Here is a 14,977-nt window from a genome sequence, read left to right as displayed (position 1 = left end):
GACTTGACCGATACAACCTTGGACGTCATCAACAGACATGCTCGAATCGAAGAAGGACTACGTTCATGTGCGTTCGTCAAGTATCCAGAGCCTTCGCCGGCAGCAGCACGGCTGCGGCTATAACAGCTACTTCGTCGACGGCCAGAGTTGCTGTAGGACCTCCGACACCGCCCCATAGGATCCGATCGCGTCCAGAGGATTCACCGGATCTGATACACCTCAGGCTTAAGGATGGTGCGCGTCATCGTTTGACGGCCATCGAGCATCCTCTGCAGTACCTCGGCGGCGCTCTCGGTGAGACGGTGGGGATCCTGCACCACTGTGGCCCGCAGCGGACTCGTGGCGGTCGCGATGAGGTGTCGGGCCTCGGGGATCCCGTCGATGCCGATGACAGTGGTCTCTCTGGTGAGCGGTGAGTCCGTCGCGCGCAGTGCGTCGACCGCCCCCAGCGCCATCTCGTCATTGGTGCAGAACATTGCGTCCAGACGGGGCGACCGCACGGCTTGTGACCGAATGTGGGCCTGGACCGCGTCGTAGGCACGTGAGCGGCTGAAGGCGCAAGTGTCGTCAATGCTGATCGACACGTTGCCCAGGCCGGTTCGCAGGACGTCCGCGCAGGACTTCTGCCGCTCGGAGTGCTCACGGCTGGCGACGATCAGCACGTGTGGCCGCCGCACACCACGTTGCCGCAGGTGGCCCACCAACCAACGACCCGCTTCCGTCCCGAGGTCGGAGCTGACGTAGCCGACGAACGAGGTGTTGGCAGGGTACTCGCTCTCGTCGTCGAATGGATCGACATCGGTGAACACCACCGGCAGCGCCAGTTCGGCGCAGAACTCCACCAGCAGTGGGCGCATCCGGTGCAGCTCGGTCGGGACGACGAACCCACCCAGGTAGCTGTCCTTGGTGTTGAGCACCCTTCGCAAGTCGTGGCCTTGCGACGCGGCGTCGTAGTCCCGGTCGGGCACCTTCAGTACCAGGTTGATGCCCTTGCGGTCGAGCGCACGGTGCAGACGTTGCACGAACTCGGCGACCCAGTACTTCTGACTGAAGGCTGAGGTGACGAGGAATGCCTGGCGCGTGTCCGCCATCCGTGTCCTCCTACGCAGCAGAAGCGGAACGATTGCGAGTGACACCGCCACGGGAACCGTCCAGGCGGGCACCAGCTCGAGCAGTACACCACTGCGGATGACGATGACGCTGCCCACGAGAACGGCCGCACCACAGATCACCACCAACATGGTGGTCCACACCGGGGTTGATCGGACCACCGATGCCCGATGGTGGACGTGCTGCTCGAATGTGACCACTGCGTCTCTGCCCGCCTGAACTACAGCACCGGAGGACGAGGCGCGACCCCGCTGCCGGACAGCACGACCACGACGATTCGACGTCCCGACAGAGTCCCGTCGTCTACGGGCGTCCGATCCGTCTCCGTCGTCAGCCTGGGAACCATTGCTCATCGCGGATCCCCCTTGGCGCCTCGACGCCTTCACACACAGAAGCTAGGCATAGCCGATTCCGGCCATGCTGATCACGCACTTCTGCGGACAAGGTGTTTTGGGAAGAAACCGAAGAAGAGCGTGCCGCCGCCGAGCGGAGGTTGCCCGCCGTCACCGGGCAACCGCAGCAGAACGTCGACTGGGTGAACGACGCGCCGACGACGGCGGGCCGCCCTCACCGCGGCGCGCTGGCGGAGGTCCTGGCCCTGCGCCTGCGCCAGGCGCAGCGCGGCAACCCGACGTTTCCTTCCTGGTACACCTGGAGGGACCTTGGGGCGCGGGCAAGACCACGTCGCCGAACCTGCCGCCGCGCCGCCTGGCGGACCCGCCCAACGCCAGCCTCGTGGTCACGTTCGGCGCGTGGCGACACGCCAGGGTGGACCCTCCCGTGCGCCGTGATCACCTGCCTGCGCGACCAGCGGTCCGCGTAGGTGCAGCAGCTTGAGGTCACGAAATCAAACACGGCTTGCAGTACGTGGTGCTTCGGCGGCTCGGTGTGGGTCGTTGTTGTCGTGTCAGTTAGTCGGTCGTGTGCCGTACAGATTGAGTATGTGGCCGTAGTTGTGTGGTGTGTGGCGGTGTGCCGAACGTGATGATCTCCTGAACGGCCATCGATCCAGCAGGCGGTCGTGTCGGCGCGGCGGCCTCGCCGATCGGCAAGTCACCCTCGACACCGAGCGCGACCAGTCGCCGTCGCGCCTCCACCGGATCGGGATGCGCTCCCCGAACGAGACCAACCGCAGACCCACCTCCGCGTCGGTGGCCGGGTGCGGGGAGGCGCCCAGTCGATCAGGAACGGGGCGGACCGCCGAACTCCAGCAGGTCCGGCGGCAGGGCCAGCCGCCAAGCCAGGCGCACACCGTCCGGGCGGGTGCGCGTCATCGCCGTCGCCCGGCCCGGGTCGACGCCGTGGGCGCGCGCCCGGTCTCGGCGGCGTCCAGGTCGTGCACCCGCCGCTCACGCGATCAGGCAGGGCTCGGTCCGCACCCACGGCATCATCGACGCCCTGTCCAACGTGAACATCCCGTACAGGGCGGACAAGGCCCATCGAGCAGCGGGCGGTCCGATCCGCTTCCCCCACCGCGGCAGGTGGCACGACCTCCCGCCCGATCAGCAGGCGGTCAACCGCTCCCACGCCCGCATCCGAGCACTCGGCGAACGCGCCGTCTCCATCCTCGAAGCCCGACGGCCACTGCGCAGACCCCGCTGCTCCACCACCCTCATCACCAACCCGACCCGACCGTCCTCGCACTCCACCACGCCACCGGATGAGGTCGGAAAGGGCTCAGTGCCCCGCACCCGCGTCCTGGGCGGCCTTGTCAACGAGTACAGACATGCCGCTCGACCAGCCGCGATGACTTTTCGAGCGGCGCACGTTCGTGGCGGCTGCGGGCACGCTGGTGGCGGCATGGTGGACGAGACCGCCCGATCAGAGCGCGTGGCCCACAACTCAAGAGTTGCGCACCATGATGTCGACGAACGCCTGCATCAGGCGCAACTGCGGAACCCACTCCTGGACGAACAGCCACTGGCCATTGGGGTTCATCTCCAGGAAGACGTGCCGGTCGTCCGGGGTCACGATGAAGTCGAACGCCGCGTAGCGCAGGTCGAACTCCTCCATCAGCGCCAGGCACGCGGCGGCGACGGGCTCGGGCAGGTCGCCGGCGACGGCCTTGGGCGGTGCGTCCTGACGTCGCCAGTCGTAGCGGGTGAGGTCGCTCTCCTGTGAGCGGATCTCGCAGGTGAAGACCTGATCTTCGAATACGGTGACCCGCAGCTCGTGCTTCTTCTCGACCAGCTCCTGGAACATGCAGGCGTTGTGCCGCGCACTGCCCACGTTCGCCATGTCCTCGGTCGTGAACGGGCGGACGAGGGGAATTCCCGGCATGTCGACCTGGAACTTGAACTCGTCCACCTGCCCGGGCACCAGGAACGGGCCGGTCATGGACTTGAACACCATCTCGCCGGAGCACTCGTCGTAGAAGGCGCGCACGCGCTCGGGATCGTTGGTCACGATGGTCCTCGGGGATTCCAGTCCGTGAGCGGCGGCGCGCGACATCTGCAGCAACTTGTCGTCGGCCCTTCGGATGCTCCACGGACTGTTCATCCAGTAGACGTCCGGGTCCGCCAGCAGCAGGTCCCACAGACCCCGGAGCGCATAATCGTTCTCGCGCCTGGCGTACGGGAACTCGACCGGCGGGAGGGATCGCGGTGGGCGGTTCGGCAGCGGCTTCCGCCACCACACGGCCTTGACGTTGTCAAGATCGATGGTTCCGTCGTCCGTGCGCAACCGGCTCGACCACCTGCCCTGCCGGAAGTCCGCACTGAGCTGCGCGCGTTGCGGGAAGTCCTCGGGGAAGAAGAGGAACGGCGTCCGGCCGTTCCTGCGCAGGATCTCCGCTCCGGCGAAAGCGGTCGAATCCCACCTCGCCGTGACGATCAGGATCGCAGAGTCATTCATGAGTCGTCCTCGTCTCCTCGGGTGGGAAGCGCCGGTCGGCGAGCCCGCCCGCCTCATCGGCCACGCCGGTCAGCGGCCCGTGCGTCCGGTGTTCCGACGCCGTGATCCGAGCCGCTGACCGGCGTGCACGCCCCCGTGGGATCAGTCGTGGTCCGAGTCGAAGTCGGACTCGTTGTCGCTGTCCGCGTCAGGGATCGTGTTCGTGTTCGAGGCGCCGGTGTCGGTGTAGGTGTCGGTCACCGTCGCGGTGCTGCCGGAGGTCCGGTACGGCGTGGTCCCCCCCGCGAGCAGGTAGTCGACGAGGCGGTCGATCTCCTGCTTCGCCTCAGCGTCCGCGGTGACGTCGAGCGTGCCCTTGATGGGCTCGACCTTGCTCAGCAAGTGACTGGCGAGTACCCGTGTCTGAGTTTCCATCATCCTTCTTCCGATCGCTTGATCCACGAAATGCGGGCTTTCGAGCGCTGGGACTGGTTCGTCGTTCCGGGCCCACCCCCTTCTTCCCGGTCTTCATCCGCCGGCGACTGCGGTCAGGATCGACACCGTGGCGTCGGGCGCAATGACCGAGTCGATCGAGCCGAGGTCGCGCACGTCCTCGTCTCCGACGTAGATGCGCACGAACGGCATCGGCTCCAGGTGTTCGTCCACGACTCGCCCGGAAAGGCTCGGGTACAGCTCGCTGACCCGTTCCATCACCTGCCGCACGGTGCCGCCCGGCACCGAGAACTTCCGGACGCCTCCGGTGAACCGGGCCAGCGACGAGGAAAGGATGACCTGGATGTCGCTCAAGATGTCTCCTCGGCAAGGGGCGGATGTGACCGTTCTCGACAGTCCCGACAGGTCAAGAAGCAGGCGCAGCAGGCTGGATGCGCGGAATCCTGTTCCCGCCGCCACGCGGATACCCAAGGCCGGGGCACACCACCTTGACCACGGTGAACAGCTCGGGACGGGTGGAGATGTCGACCACGATCGGTGAGAAGCCGGTTCGCGCTCCAACCCTGCCGGCGACCTCCAGCAGTTCCTCTTCTAGGTCGTCGTAGGCAGCACCACAACCCTTGACCACGTCGTCGAGTGGCTGACTTTCCGGAGTGGAGAGCAAAGGGTCCGCGTCGTGGGGCGGTCGGTAATCGGAGGGGAGGTTGTCCCGTGTGGTGGTTATCCTCGTGAGCCGTGTCTGCACCGCCTCGGTCACCGCACGGCTCATGGCGACCGTGACATCCATGTGGGCGCCGGAACCCGCCGCGACGAGTGGGTAGAGGGGCGACCAGATGAAGGCGACGAAAACCGGGATCGACAACTCATTCGGCACCATGGCCACCTCGCATCGGACACCTGCGGCCCTCAACCGGTCGAGCAGGGACACGAGGTGCTCGTCCCGGACCGTCGAGAGGTCCACGTTGATGCGGGGATCCCTTCGAGGGGACGGTCCGAGACCGGCCAGCGCGTGGCGTTCGATCACTTCGTAGATGCCGTGCAGGCAGGCCTCCGCGAAGGAGTTGCCCGACGCGAGGCCGTTGGAGGTGTGCCTGAACACGTGGGGCTCCCAGCAGTCCGCCTCGACGAAGGAAAGGCGCAGCGCCTGCACCGGGAGCGGGACGGGAGCATCGCCGACGATGGACCGGGCCCAGGTCCAGCCGAGCTTCACGTGATCCAGGGGTTGAGCGGTCCGAGCCGTGCTGAGCGCGCTCACGGGATAGGGCAGGGCCAGCTCGTGTGCTGTGGACTCGAAGCGAGCGACGGCCGGGTTCTCGGCGTGCCACATCTCGATGGACTCCATCGCCGCGGATATCCGGGCCAACAGCGGCGTGGCACCCTTCCCCTGGGAGGTCCCGTACGTCTCCGACAACGGCCGGACCGCCACCATCACCGGAACGCCGATGTGGTCCAAGTCCGTCACGTCCGCGACCCTGGTGATCCCGAAGTCCTCCAGGGTCGGCTCGATGCGGGCCCACGTGGCTTCTGCGGGCAGGGCGCGGTGGGTTCCCGCGAGCACCAGCTTCATCGTCACGCCGTCTCCCCGCGCCAGTGGGTTCCGGCCTTCAGGACGCCGACGACGAACGGCTGGAGAAGTCTTGTCGCCCTCCCCGCATCGGGGATGCCACGCTTGCGGCACTCACCGCCGAGCCCTTCGGCGGGAACTCCCCAGATGCGGGAGAGCAGCAGCTCGGCGGCGTGGCGGGAGAGCACCTTCCGCGTGCGCCGGCCTGCCGGCCCCGGGTTCGCGTCGGCGAACGCCAGGCCGTGCCCGAGGTGATCGGACACGGCTTCGACGTCCGAGGGGGCTTCCCCCGCGAGCAGGAGTTCCACCTCGCGGTCGTCGGAGAAATCCGGCACCGGGCAGAGGAAGTCGAAGAAGCGGTCCTCGCCCCCCGGAGCGGGTGGGAACCGGTCGACCCCGGTCCGGTCGGCGATGAAGTCGGTCACCCGCAGCGCGGCGCCGGGCAGCAGCGGCCGGCCCCGGCGCGCGTAGGTTTCTTGCAGGTAGCGCTCCCAGACCCACCGGTAGTCCGGGTTGAAGATCTGCTGGTAGGCGATGCGCTGAGCCAGCGGAGGAGCACCTGCCCGGCCGATGAAGTGGTTGCGCCAGTGGCGAACGAAGGAGGTCTTCCACCGGCCGCTCTCCCCTCCGATGACGTGCCCGCGGGCACCGGCCCCGATGATCCCACGTGCCGCTTCGATCGCCGAAAAACAGTCGAGCCGCTTCTGGTCGAACGCTTGGGGGTCGTCGGCGGTGTGCTGGTGGAACCAATCCGCGAATCGCGGGGCTCCCACTTTCCGGAGGACATCGACGACCTTCGCCCGCGTCCGCGCGGGATAGTAAACCGCTCGCAGCGCGGACATGACGTCGGCTATTTGTTCCGCGCGCAGCACCCCGGCCGCGCAGGCAGCCCGGGCCGCCGCGTGGAGGTTGACGATCGGCACGCTCAGACTCCGGTACGGAGGATCTTCTTCATGCGCCACCGCCACCGCGTCATCGCCGTCGAATATGCCGGCACGGTACTGCCGGTAGATCACGCCGCAACCCTGCATGCCGAAAGCGCTGAGCTCCAGCGCGCGCAGAGCGCCCATGCTCGCGGCACCCACCACGGAGACGCCTCGGTCCAACGCGTGCAGGTACTCCTTGTGCCGCAGACCGAGCGCGTGGTGGTAGAGACCGTCGACCACCACGGCCACGTCTCCCGGGGCGATCTCCGGGGAGAAGAAATCGCCATGAGCGGCGGGCGGGTGGATCACCACTTCGGGAAATCGCTCGAGCACCTCCTGCGGCGGGCAAGTCGGACCGATGTAGACGTGGATCCTTCCTGGCACCACTACCTCCTCCCGGGCTTCGCGGTTCCCGCGACGACGGTTTCCCGGCGAATACCGGAACCGCTGCCGACCCGTTCCCCTGCTCAACCCTAGGGCTGCCCGGGAAGCGGGTGTCGACCGTCGTTGCGGGACTTACCGCCGATATTGCGGTCTGTCGGTCCACCGGTCCGCCTCACGACGGTTTCTTCGTTGTACTGGTCGGCTTGGATGCGGTACATCTCCGCGTAACGCCCACCGCGCGCCATCAGTTCGTCGTGCGTGCCGCGCTCGACGATCCGTCCTCGGTGCAGCACGCAGATCACGTCGGCGTGACGCACGGCCGCCATCCGGTGCGTGATGAGCACGACCGCCCGGTCCGGACCGGCGAGCCCGCGGATCTTCTCGAAGATCGACACTTCGGCCGCGGGATCGAGGGCGGAGGTCGGTTCGTCGACGACGAGGATCGACGGGTCGCGGTAGTGGATGCGGGCGAGCCCGATCTTCTGCCACTGCCCGCCGGACAGCTCCGACGAGCCGCGGAACTGCCGCGCCAGCAGGGTGTCGAGCCCGTTGCGCAGTGCGGCGACGATGTCCGACGCGTCCGCGTAGGAGACCGCGTCCTCGATGCCGGAGCGCGCCGGTGTCCCCTGAGGACGTCCGATGTGGATGTTCGCGGCAACGGTGAAGGGCCAGCGTTCCAAGTCCTGGGTGAGCACGCCGACCCGATCGAACACCTGCCACCGGTCGGCATCGGCGAGGTCCACGTCCGACCACCTGATGCGCCCGACGTCGGGGAGGTACAACCCCGCGAGCAGCTTGACGAGGGTGGACTTGCCCGATCCGTTCTCACCGACGAGCGCGAGCACCTGCCCGGTCCGAACGGTGAGGTCGATGTTCTCGAGGGCGGGGCGATCGCTGTCGGGGTAGGTGAAGCCGACTCCGTCGAAGTGCACGTCCCGGACGGACTCGGGCAGGTCGGCGCCACCGCGCGGGATGTGCCGCGGCCGCGCGAGCTCGGCGAACCGCTCCAGGTCGCGCACGTACAACCCCTGTTCGTGCAGCCGGTTCGCGTGGTCCACCGTCGCGTTGAGCCCGCTCACCCCGGATCGGATGGCCATGATCGCGGTGCCGGCCGTGGCGAGCGCGAGCCCGCCGGTGAAGATCATCGCTGCCAGCAGCGCGTAGGTGGCGGTGATCAGCGCGCCGGACACCGCCGCCGTGAGCAACTCGGTGCGGGCCTGGGCTCCGGCCAGGCGACCCTGCTCCGCTTCGGCGGCCTCCGCCAGCCCGTGGTGGTGGGCGAGCAGGTACTGCCCGGCTCCGTGCACCCGCACCTCCGGCGCCGCGGTCCTCGACGTCAGCATCCGGCCGATCAGCTGGCTCGCTCGGAGGTGTTCGACCCAGCGCAGGACGGACAGGTGCCGCCGCTGGGCGACCCGCATCGCACCCCACGCCCGGGGGATGACGATGAGCACCAGCAGCACGGTGAGGACGGGCTGCAACACGGAGAGCACGACGCCGGTGGCAACGAGGTTCAGCAGTGACATCACGATGCGCACGCTCGGGTCGATCATCTGCCGTGACGCGGTGGCCCCGGTTTGGGCCGTCTGCAGGAGCCGTTGGAACGCTGGGTCTTCGATCGCGTCGAGCTCCACCGCAGCGGCGGCGCTCAGGTAGCGCTCCGTGGACACCCGCTCGACCTTGGCCTCGATCCGGCGCGTCACCGCGGCCGACAACGCGCGCAGGACGGCGCCGGCCGCGGAGGCGCCGGCCAGGACCGCTGCCGCGGGTATTGCCGCCCGGACACCGGCCCTGAGGTCCTGAGCGGGGACCAGCACGTCGCCCAGCAGCGCCAGCAGCGCCAGCAGCGCCGTCGTCCCGCACGCGCACTGCCCCACCGCGGCGAGGACGACGAACACGAGGCCGGGTCGTTCGGCGTGCCAGGCCAGGCGCGTGGCTCCGGCGACCAGGCGCGGCAGTTCCCTCAGCGATCGGCGCAGCGACGTGTCGGCGATGGCGTGCTCGTGGGTCGCGAACCCCGTGTCCCCTCGCAGTGGCCCGCCGAACAGCTCGCTCTCGCCGTCCGAAATCTGCTGCCGGCCGGAGCCGCCGCGAGAACACCAACCGTTCACGGTCCTGCCGCCTCCTCCCCGCTCGATCGGCCACAGCCGGGATCGGTGCGGCAGCCCCATTGCCGAAACGGCGGCACGGCCAGGTGGGAGGACGGGTGCGTCCACTGCACCACCCTCATGCCACGCCGCCGTGGCGTGCGCGGTACTCGGATGGCGTGACGCCGACATGCCGGCGGAACGCGCGCGTGAAGCCGGCGGCAGTCGGGAAACCGCATACGCGGCCGATGTGCGCGATCGTGTCGTCGGTGTCCGCGTCGAGGTAGCGGGCCGCGACACCGACCCGCAGGGCGGTCAGGTAGTGGTGCGGTGTGTCCCCGACGGCCTCGGTGAACCGCCTGACGAAGTGGAACCGGCTGTAGCCGATCAGCCCGGCGAGCACGTCGACGCTGATGTGCTCGGCGAGGTGCTCGCGCATGTAGTCGAGCACCGGCACGAAGCGTTCTTCTACGGCCCGGCCGCCGCTGGTGCCGGTGTCCTGGGCCAAGGCGGCCTGGAGCACCTGGCGGAGACCGCTCGACACCACGCGCCAGTCGGCGGTTCGCGGCATCGACTCGGTGATCTCGAGCAGGACGCGCAGCACACTCGTCGCCGTGGTGTTGCGCCGGGGGAAACGCGACCGGGTCGCGCCCGCGGCAGCCGCGGATTCGAGCACGGCCGCCGGGAAGCTGGTGCACGCGAACTCGGCGCCGCGCCGCGACAGCGCGAGGTACCGGACGCGCGGAGAGCGTTGCGGACAACGCCAGAACACATCGCCCTCCGCCGCGATGAAGGCTGTGTCCGACGAGCAGAACTTCACCACTCCGGAAAGGATCGTCACCATACCCGGGGTTTCCGCCGTCAGCGAGCCTGACGACTGCTCCTCGGTTCGCGCCACCACGCGGTGGATGCGAAGATCGTCCGACACCGACTTCTCCTCGGTTGGGTATCCGGTTCGCCTCCGGCCGGACGCCCGACGACCGCACTTGCGGCGCCGCGACTACCGGCGGTCACGCGGAAGGCTTCGTCGCGGCTGACCGCGAAACGCGGTCGACCACGACGAAGCCGCGTCCTGCAGTGGGCTCAGACGATCCGGATCTGGTCGATCCGCACCCCTCCGGGGTGGTTCGGCCACGTGAAAGAGGTGTACTTCCCGATCGGCTGTTCCGGCTGCCACCGCCCGTCCCCGTACCACTGGACGCGGTTGTTCCCGGTCCAGATCCTGGTGATCCACGTCCGTTGCCATTCCGGTTCCCAGCCGCCCGCAGTGCCGGGGTTCGCGTAACAGAGGTCGTACTTCCTGTCGTCGCCCCCGATATGGTGAAGCGTGATTCGCAGGAAATTGTCGTTGTTGCACGGGACGTTGTCGATCGCCCACGCCGAGCCGCCGGGGACCGCGACTGTCACCGCGATGGCGGCCAGTGCGGCCGATGCGAGTTTCCTGAGCTTGCCGGCCAATTGAATTCCTCCACAGCACGAGCGCTGATTCCCTGAAACCGACTCCGGCGACGAGTGCCCGCGGTGTGACCGCGTGCCGCAGCCGACTCACATGATCCGGATCCCTTCCATCCTCACGCCACCGGGGTGATTCGGCCACGTGAAGGAGGTCCACCTGTCGATCGGGTGCTCCGGCTGCCACCGCCCGTCCCCGTACCACTGGACGCGGTTGTTCCCGGTCCAGATCCTGGTAATCCAGAAGCGTCCCAACCCGGGGTTGTAGAATCCTGCGTTCGCATAACAGGAGTCTTGATCGGGTTGACCGTACACGTGAAGCGTGACTCGCAGGTACCCGTCGTTGTTGCACGGGACGTCGTTGATCGCCCACGCCGAGCCGCCGGGGACCGCGACTGTCACCGCGATGGCGGCCAGTGCGGCCGATGCGAGTTTCCTGAGCTTGCCAGCCAATTGAATTCCTCCACAGCACGAGCGCTGATTCCCTGAAACCGACTCCGGCGCGATGCCGAAGGACTCGTCACCCCTCGAACGCGGCCGCCACACCCCGGAGGTCTGCTCCTGTCGCCAGGTCACGGCGGGTGGTTCAGAGGATTCGGAGCGCGAACATCCTCACTCCACCGGGGTGGTTCGGCCACGTGAAAGAGGTGTACTTACCGATCGGCTGTTCCGGCTGCCACCGCCCGTCCCCGTACCACTGGACGCGGTTGTTCCCGGTCCAGATGCTGGTGACCCACCAGTCCACGTTGTCGGTGTAATCCACGGCGCCGCGGTTCGCATAACAACGGTCCCAAGCGGGACCACTGCTCTGGTGCGCCGTGATCTGCAAGAAGTCGCGGTTGCCGCACGGCACCCGGTCGATCGCCCACGCCGAGCCGCCGGGGATCGCGACCGTCATCGCGACGGCGGCCAGTGCGACCGATGCGAATTTCTTGAGCTTGCCGGCCAATTGAACTCCTCCACAGCACGAGCGCTGATTTTTCGAAACCGACTCCGGCCACGTATGCCAGCCAGAAGAACGTAGCAATCACCCCGAGAAGCAGGCAATGTACTGCGGTACAACATCGGTGGACGTCGAATGGAGATCCGCACAATTCGTGATACCGAAGGGCCGGCCACACCTCGAACGCGGCTTCGGAATCACGAAAGGTTCCCGCACGCTGCCGACTCGGTCCACCGCGTCAACCGTGTTGGGTCGAGGATCCGCACACCCTGCGGTACTGGAGGGCCCACCACACCTCGAACACGGTTTCGGTGTCCTGGAGGTCCGCTTTGGTCAGGGAGGTGAACCGCTCCAGCCGGTTGCGCAGGGTGTTGACGTGCACGGACAGGGCGACGGCGGCCTCGGTAATCGACCGCCGCCGGGAGAGGTAGGTCTCGACGCTGGCGAGCAGGACCTCACCCATGGCGCTCTCCGCCTCCACCGGTTCGACGTAGCGGGTGTGGAGGTACTTCCCCAGTTCGGGTTCGTTCGCCACGGCCCGCTGCAGCGCCATGCGCCGGCGGTCCACGGTTCCGCGGTGGCCGAACAGGACGGCCAACCTGAGCAGTTGCGTGGCCTCGGCGAAACTCGCGCGCAACTGCGACAGGCCGGCCGGGCCGGCCAGCCCGACGGTGATGTCGTCGGGCAGCGCGCCGATGACGGGACGGGAGAGCACGGCCGCCACGTCACTGCCGTAGGGGGCGACCAGGGTCGTGCCCTGCGCACCGGCCGCGCGTTCCAGCACTCGGGCCAGCTCGACCGGGTCGGTGCCGGCGGACCGGGCCCGCAGCACCCAGTAGTCGTGCTCGGCGGTGAGCCCGAACCCGACCCCCGCCACGGCCACCTGGTCGGTGGTCATCGTGCCTTCCAGCAGGCAGGCGAGCAGGGTCGTCCGCCGCCGCTCCTCGCGACGGGTGAGATCGAGTTCGGCTTCGCGGTAACCGGCGAGGAGCACCTCGCCGTAGTGGTCACCCAGTTCCCAGATCCGCTGGACACCGACTAGCACGGCGTCGGCGGAAATGCCGTGGTTCCGGGCGGTCCGGAGAAACTCGTCGCGCAGCAACGCGATACCCCTTCGGTGGGCGGCCAGCACGTCGGTGAGGGGTATGCACTGCAGTGCCCGGCGCCACCCGGTCTCCCGCTCGTCCTCCACCACACCGCCCGGGAGGTCCTCCCCGCCGTGGAAGGCGGCGACCACGCGGACGACGTTGCGGCGCGCGGCCGGCCGGAGCTCCGACGGGGGAACCACGCGGTACGGGCCGATCCCACCCATCAACCGCAACTGCGCGGCCACCAACTCCTCGGTCTGCTGCTGCAGGTGTGCGGCCACCGGAGCGAGTTCGGCTTCGAGGTGCTCGGGCACTGCCTGCTCCTCCACCTCGGTTTCGGACCGCGGGTGCGGTGGTGGTCAGGGTTTCCACTCGCCGGTCATCTCGACGTAGTTCTCGCCACGGACGTTCCTGCCGTTGTACTTACCGGTGAATTCCGCCGTGGCTTCCAGGTAGCCGCCTCCGTCGGGGGTTTCGATCTCCGCCCCGGCGCGTGCCGGCCCAGGTCGACCCCGGGATCGACCAGGGCCGGAATCCCCGACGTGACCTGACTCGCGGCGGGTGCCGCCGACAGAGCGGCCTGGACGGAAGACCCGATCGGCACGCCGAATGCCACAGTCACCGCTGTGGCGACCCGGGCCACCGCTCGGCGCCTGGTTCGGATTGCGGACATGAGGACTCTCCTTGCATCTGAGTAGAACGACAACGTCGTGCTGTCCACGTTGGTTCGGAGCTGGAGGCTGTCAACAACGTGCTGGGGCCAACTGCCCGGCATCCTGGGCCTCCACCCGGACAAGCGGGCTTCTTGCCGGCGGCTCGCGCGTTCAGGCGGCCGCAGTGGGGTTACCGGCGTTGTCGAGATCCCTTTCTTCGTTGATCTTGCTGTTGGCCTGGAGGAAGCGGAGGGCGTCGCCGATCAGCGGAAGCCGGGTGCTGCGCGCGATGATCGGCCGAAGTGCGATCGCGACCAGGTGTCCATCCGGGTCTGTTCCACGGTGTCGAACAGGAAGTCGCCGGTGTTGTCGAGCGCGTCCAGTGCCGGTCCGAGCAGGGGGCCGGCCGGTGCCGGGCCGAAGGCGGCGCGGACCCGGTCGGCGGGTCGTCCGGTGAACTGCCCGTCGATGTCGTCGGTGCGGTAGGACAAGAGCAGGCTGTGCGGCCGGTCGGCGAAGGGGAAGAGCCACATCGCGCGGCCTGGTTCGAACAGGCTGACGCCGTCGTGCGCGGAGACTCCGTCGAGCGGGTCCGACAGGGCGAAGGCGGCGATCATGTGGCCGAGCCGGTGCAGGTGGTGCCCGTGCGGGCCGAAGACGAGCTGTCGGACGGTGGAGCGCAGGCCGTCGGCGCCCACGACGAGGGCGAACCGCTCCGTGGTGACCGCGCCGTCGTGGTCGAGGGTCACGTCCACACCGGACTCGTCCTGCTCGATCCTCGTGGGTCGGGTCGTGAAGCGGATCTCCACGTCGCCGGGGAGTGCGTCGAACGCGGCGGCCTCCACGTCGCCGCGCAGCATCATCCGCCAGTCACCCGGGAGGTCTCCGAATCCCAGACCCGGTTTGCGGTCGCCGACCCGGTTGACGACGAAGGTCCTGCCGTCACGTACGGACCGGTCGGGGATGGCGTGGTCGAAGCCGAGTCGTCGCGCGGCTGCCCGACCGGCGCCGGAGAGGGCGACGAAGTAGCCGTCCGACCGACGGCCCGGCGCCCGCTCCACTATCACCGGTTCCCAACCGATCCGGCGCAACCGGATCGCGGTGGCCAGACCGCTGATGCCGAGACCGACGACGAGACAACGCTTCTGACTGTTGGCGGGCATGGTTCTTCCTGGGATGGGTGGGAACTGGTGGACCGGTGCGCTACTGGACGTGGACGACGTGGTCGCCCGTCTTCATTAGTTTGTATTACCTACTATCCCGAGTTTGGTTGGTAAGTCAAACTATGTCAAGCAGGATCGCGGCATAAGATCTGACGACGCGCTCGAGGACGCTCTCATCCGAACGTCCTCCCGGGTGATGGCCGTGCTCACCCGCATCGGCTCCGAACACGACCTTGTGCCTGCCGATAACTCCGTCCATGCAGGTCAGAGGCGCGATTAGGACACGGGCTCGGGATGCCCCGCAGGGATGCTCGTGTTCCAC

The 14,977-nt window shown here is 68.0% G+C and carries 13 protein-coding genes; all 13 read right to left on the bottom strand.

Features of this window, described 5'->3' with window-relative positions; genetic code table 11:
• Nucleotides 1-200: 200 nt before the first annotated feature.
• The 13 genes from FHS29_RS24885 to FHS29_RS24825 all read right to left on the bottom strand — a co-directional run bounded on the left by FHS29_RS24885 (nt 201) and on the right by FHS29_RS24825 (nt 14,655).
• On the bottom strand, nt 201-1,241 hold the full coding sequence (locus FHS29_RS24885; protein WP_184694419.1) for a sugar ABC transporter substrate-binding protein: 1,041 nt from the start codon (nt 1,239-1,241) through the stop codon (nt 201-203).
• A 1,711-nt stretch (nt 1,242-2,952) separates the two neighbouring features.
• Nucleotides 2,953-3,963 carry an MvdC/MvdD family ATP grasp protein gene (locus tag FHS29_RS24880; RefSeq protein ID WP_184694417.1) on the bottom strand — a complete coding sequence of 337 codons (1,011 nt, stop codon included), beginning with the start codon at nt 3,961-3,963 and terminating at the stop codon, nt 2,953-2,955.
• Nucleotides 3,964-4,104: 141 nt separating this feature from the next.
• Nucleotides 4,105-4,377, bottom strand: a complete 273-nt coding sequence (locus FHS29_RS24875; protein ID WP_184694415.1) for a hypothetical protein — start codon at nt 4,375-4,377, stop codon at nt 4,105-4,107.
• A gap of 93 nt (nt 4,378-4,470) precedes the next feature.
• Entirely contained in the window at nt 4,471-4,749 is a 279-nt protein-coding gene (locus FHS29_RS24870) for a MoaD/ThiS family protein (protein WP_184694413.1), read from the bottom strand.
• 52 nt (nt 4,750-4,801) lie between these two features.
• Nucleotides 4,802-5,962: a YcaO-like family protein gene (locus FHS29_RS24865; protein WP_246440826.1), complete on the bottom strand. Its 1,161-nt coding sequence runs from the start codon at nt 5,960-5,962 to the stop codon at nt 4,802-4,804.
• Between the two features lie 2 nt (nt 5,963-5,964).
• Nucleotides 5,965-7,125, bottom strand: a complete 1,161-nt coding sequence (locus tag FHS29_RS24860) for a TfuA-like protein (protein WP_312865099.1) — start codon at nt 7,123-7,125, stop codon at nt 5,965-5,967.
• 233 nt (nt 7,126-7,358) lie between these two features.
• A complete protein-coding gene (locus tag FHS29_RS38265; protein ID WP_221456577.1) occupies nt 7,359-9,380 on the bottom strand; it encodes an ABC transporter ATP-binding protein in 2,022 nt (673 codons plus the stop codon).
• Between the two features lie 115 nt (nt 9,381-9,495).
• A complete protein-coding gene (locus FHS29_RS38260) occupies nt 9,496-10,284 on the bottom strand; it encodes an AraC family transcriptional regulator (protein WP_184694405.1) in 789 nt (262 codons plus the stop codon).
• Between the two features lie 155 nt (nt 10,285-10,439).
• Complete coding sequence (locus FHS29_RS24845; RefSeq protein WP_184694403.1) at nt 10,440-10,814, bottom strand: hypothetical protein; 375 nt, start codon at nt 10,812-10,814, stop codon at nt 10,440-10,442.
• Between the two features lie 87 nt (nt 10,815-10,901).
• Complete coding sequence (locus tag FHS29_RS24840; RefSeq protein WP_184694402.1) at nt 10,902-11,261, bottom strand: beta/gamma crystallin domain-containing protein; 360 nt, start codon at nt 11,259-11,261, stop codon at nt 10,902-10,904.
• 133 nt (nt 11,262-11,394) lie between these two features.
• On the bottom strand, nt 11,395-11,757 hold the full coding sequence (locus FHS29_RS24835) for a beta/gamma crystallin domain-containing protein (protein ID WP_221456576.1): 363 nt from the start codon (nt 11,755-11,757) through the stop codon (nt 11,395-11,397).
• A 232-nt stretch (nt 11,758-11,989) separates the two neighbouring features.
• Entirely contained in the window at nt 11,990-13,153 is a 1,164-nt protein-coding gene (locus FHS29_RS38255; RefSeq protein ID WP_184694400.1) for a PucR family transcriptional regulator, read from the bottom strand.
• A gap of 602 nt (nt 13,154-13,755) precedes the next feature.
• Nucleotides 13,756-14,655, bottom strand: a complete 900-nt coding sequence (locus tag FHS29_RS24825) for an FAD-dependent monooxygenase (RefSeq protein ID WP_184694398.1) — start codon at nt 14,653-14,655, stop codon at nt 13,756-13,758.
• Nucleotides 14,656-14,977 lie beyond the last annotated feature (322 nt).

Origin of the sequence: Saccharothrix tamanrassetensis, assembly GCF_014203665.1 — a bacterium.
Lineage (GTDB): Bacteria > Actinomycetota > Actinomycetes > Mycobacteriales > Pseudonocardiaceae > Actinosynnema > Actinosynnema tamanrassetense.
This window is presented reverse-complemented; position numbering and strand designations above follow the sequence as displayed.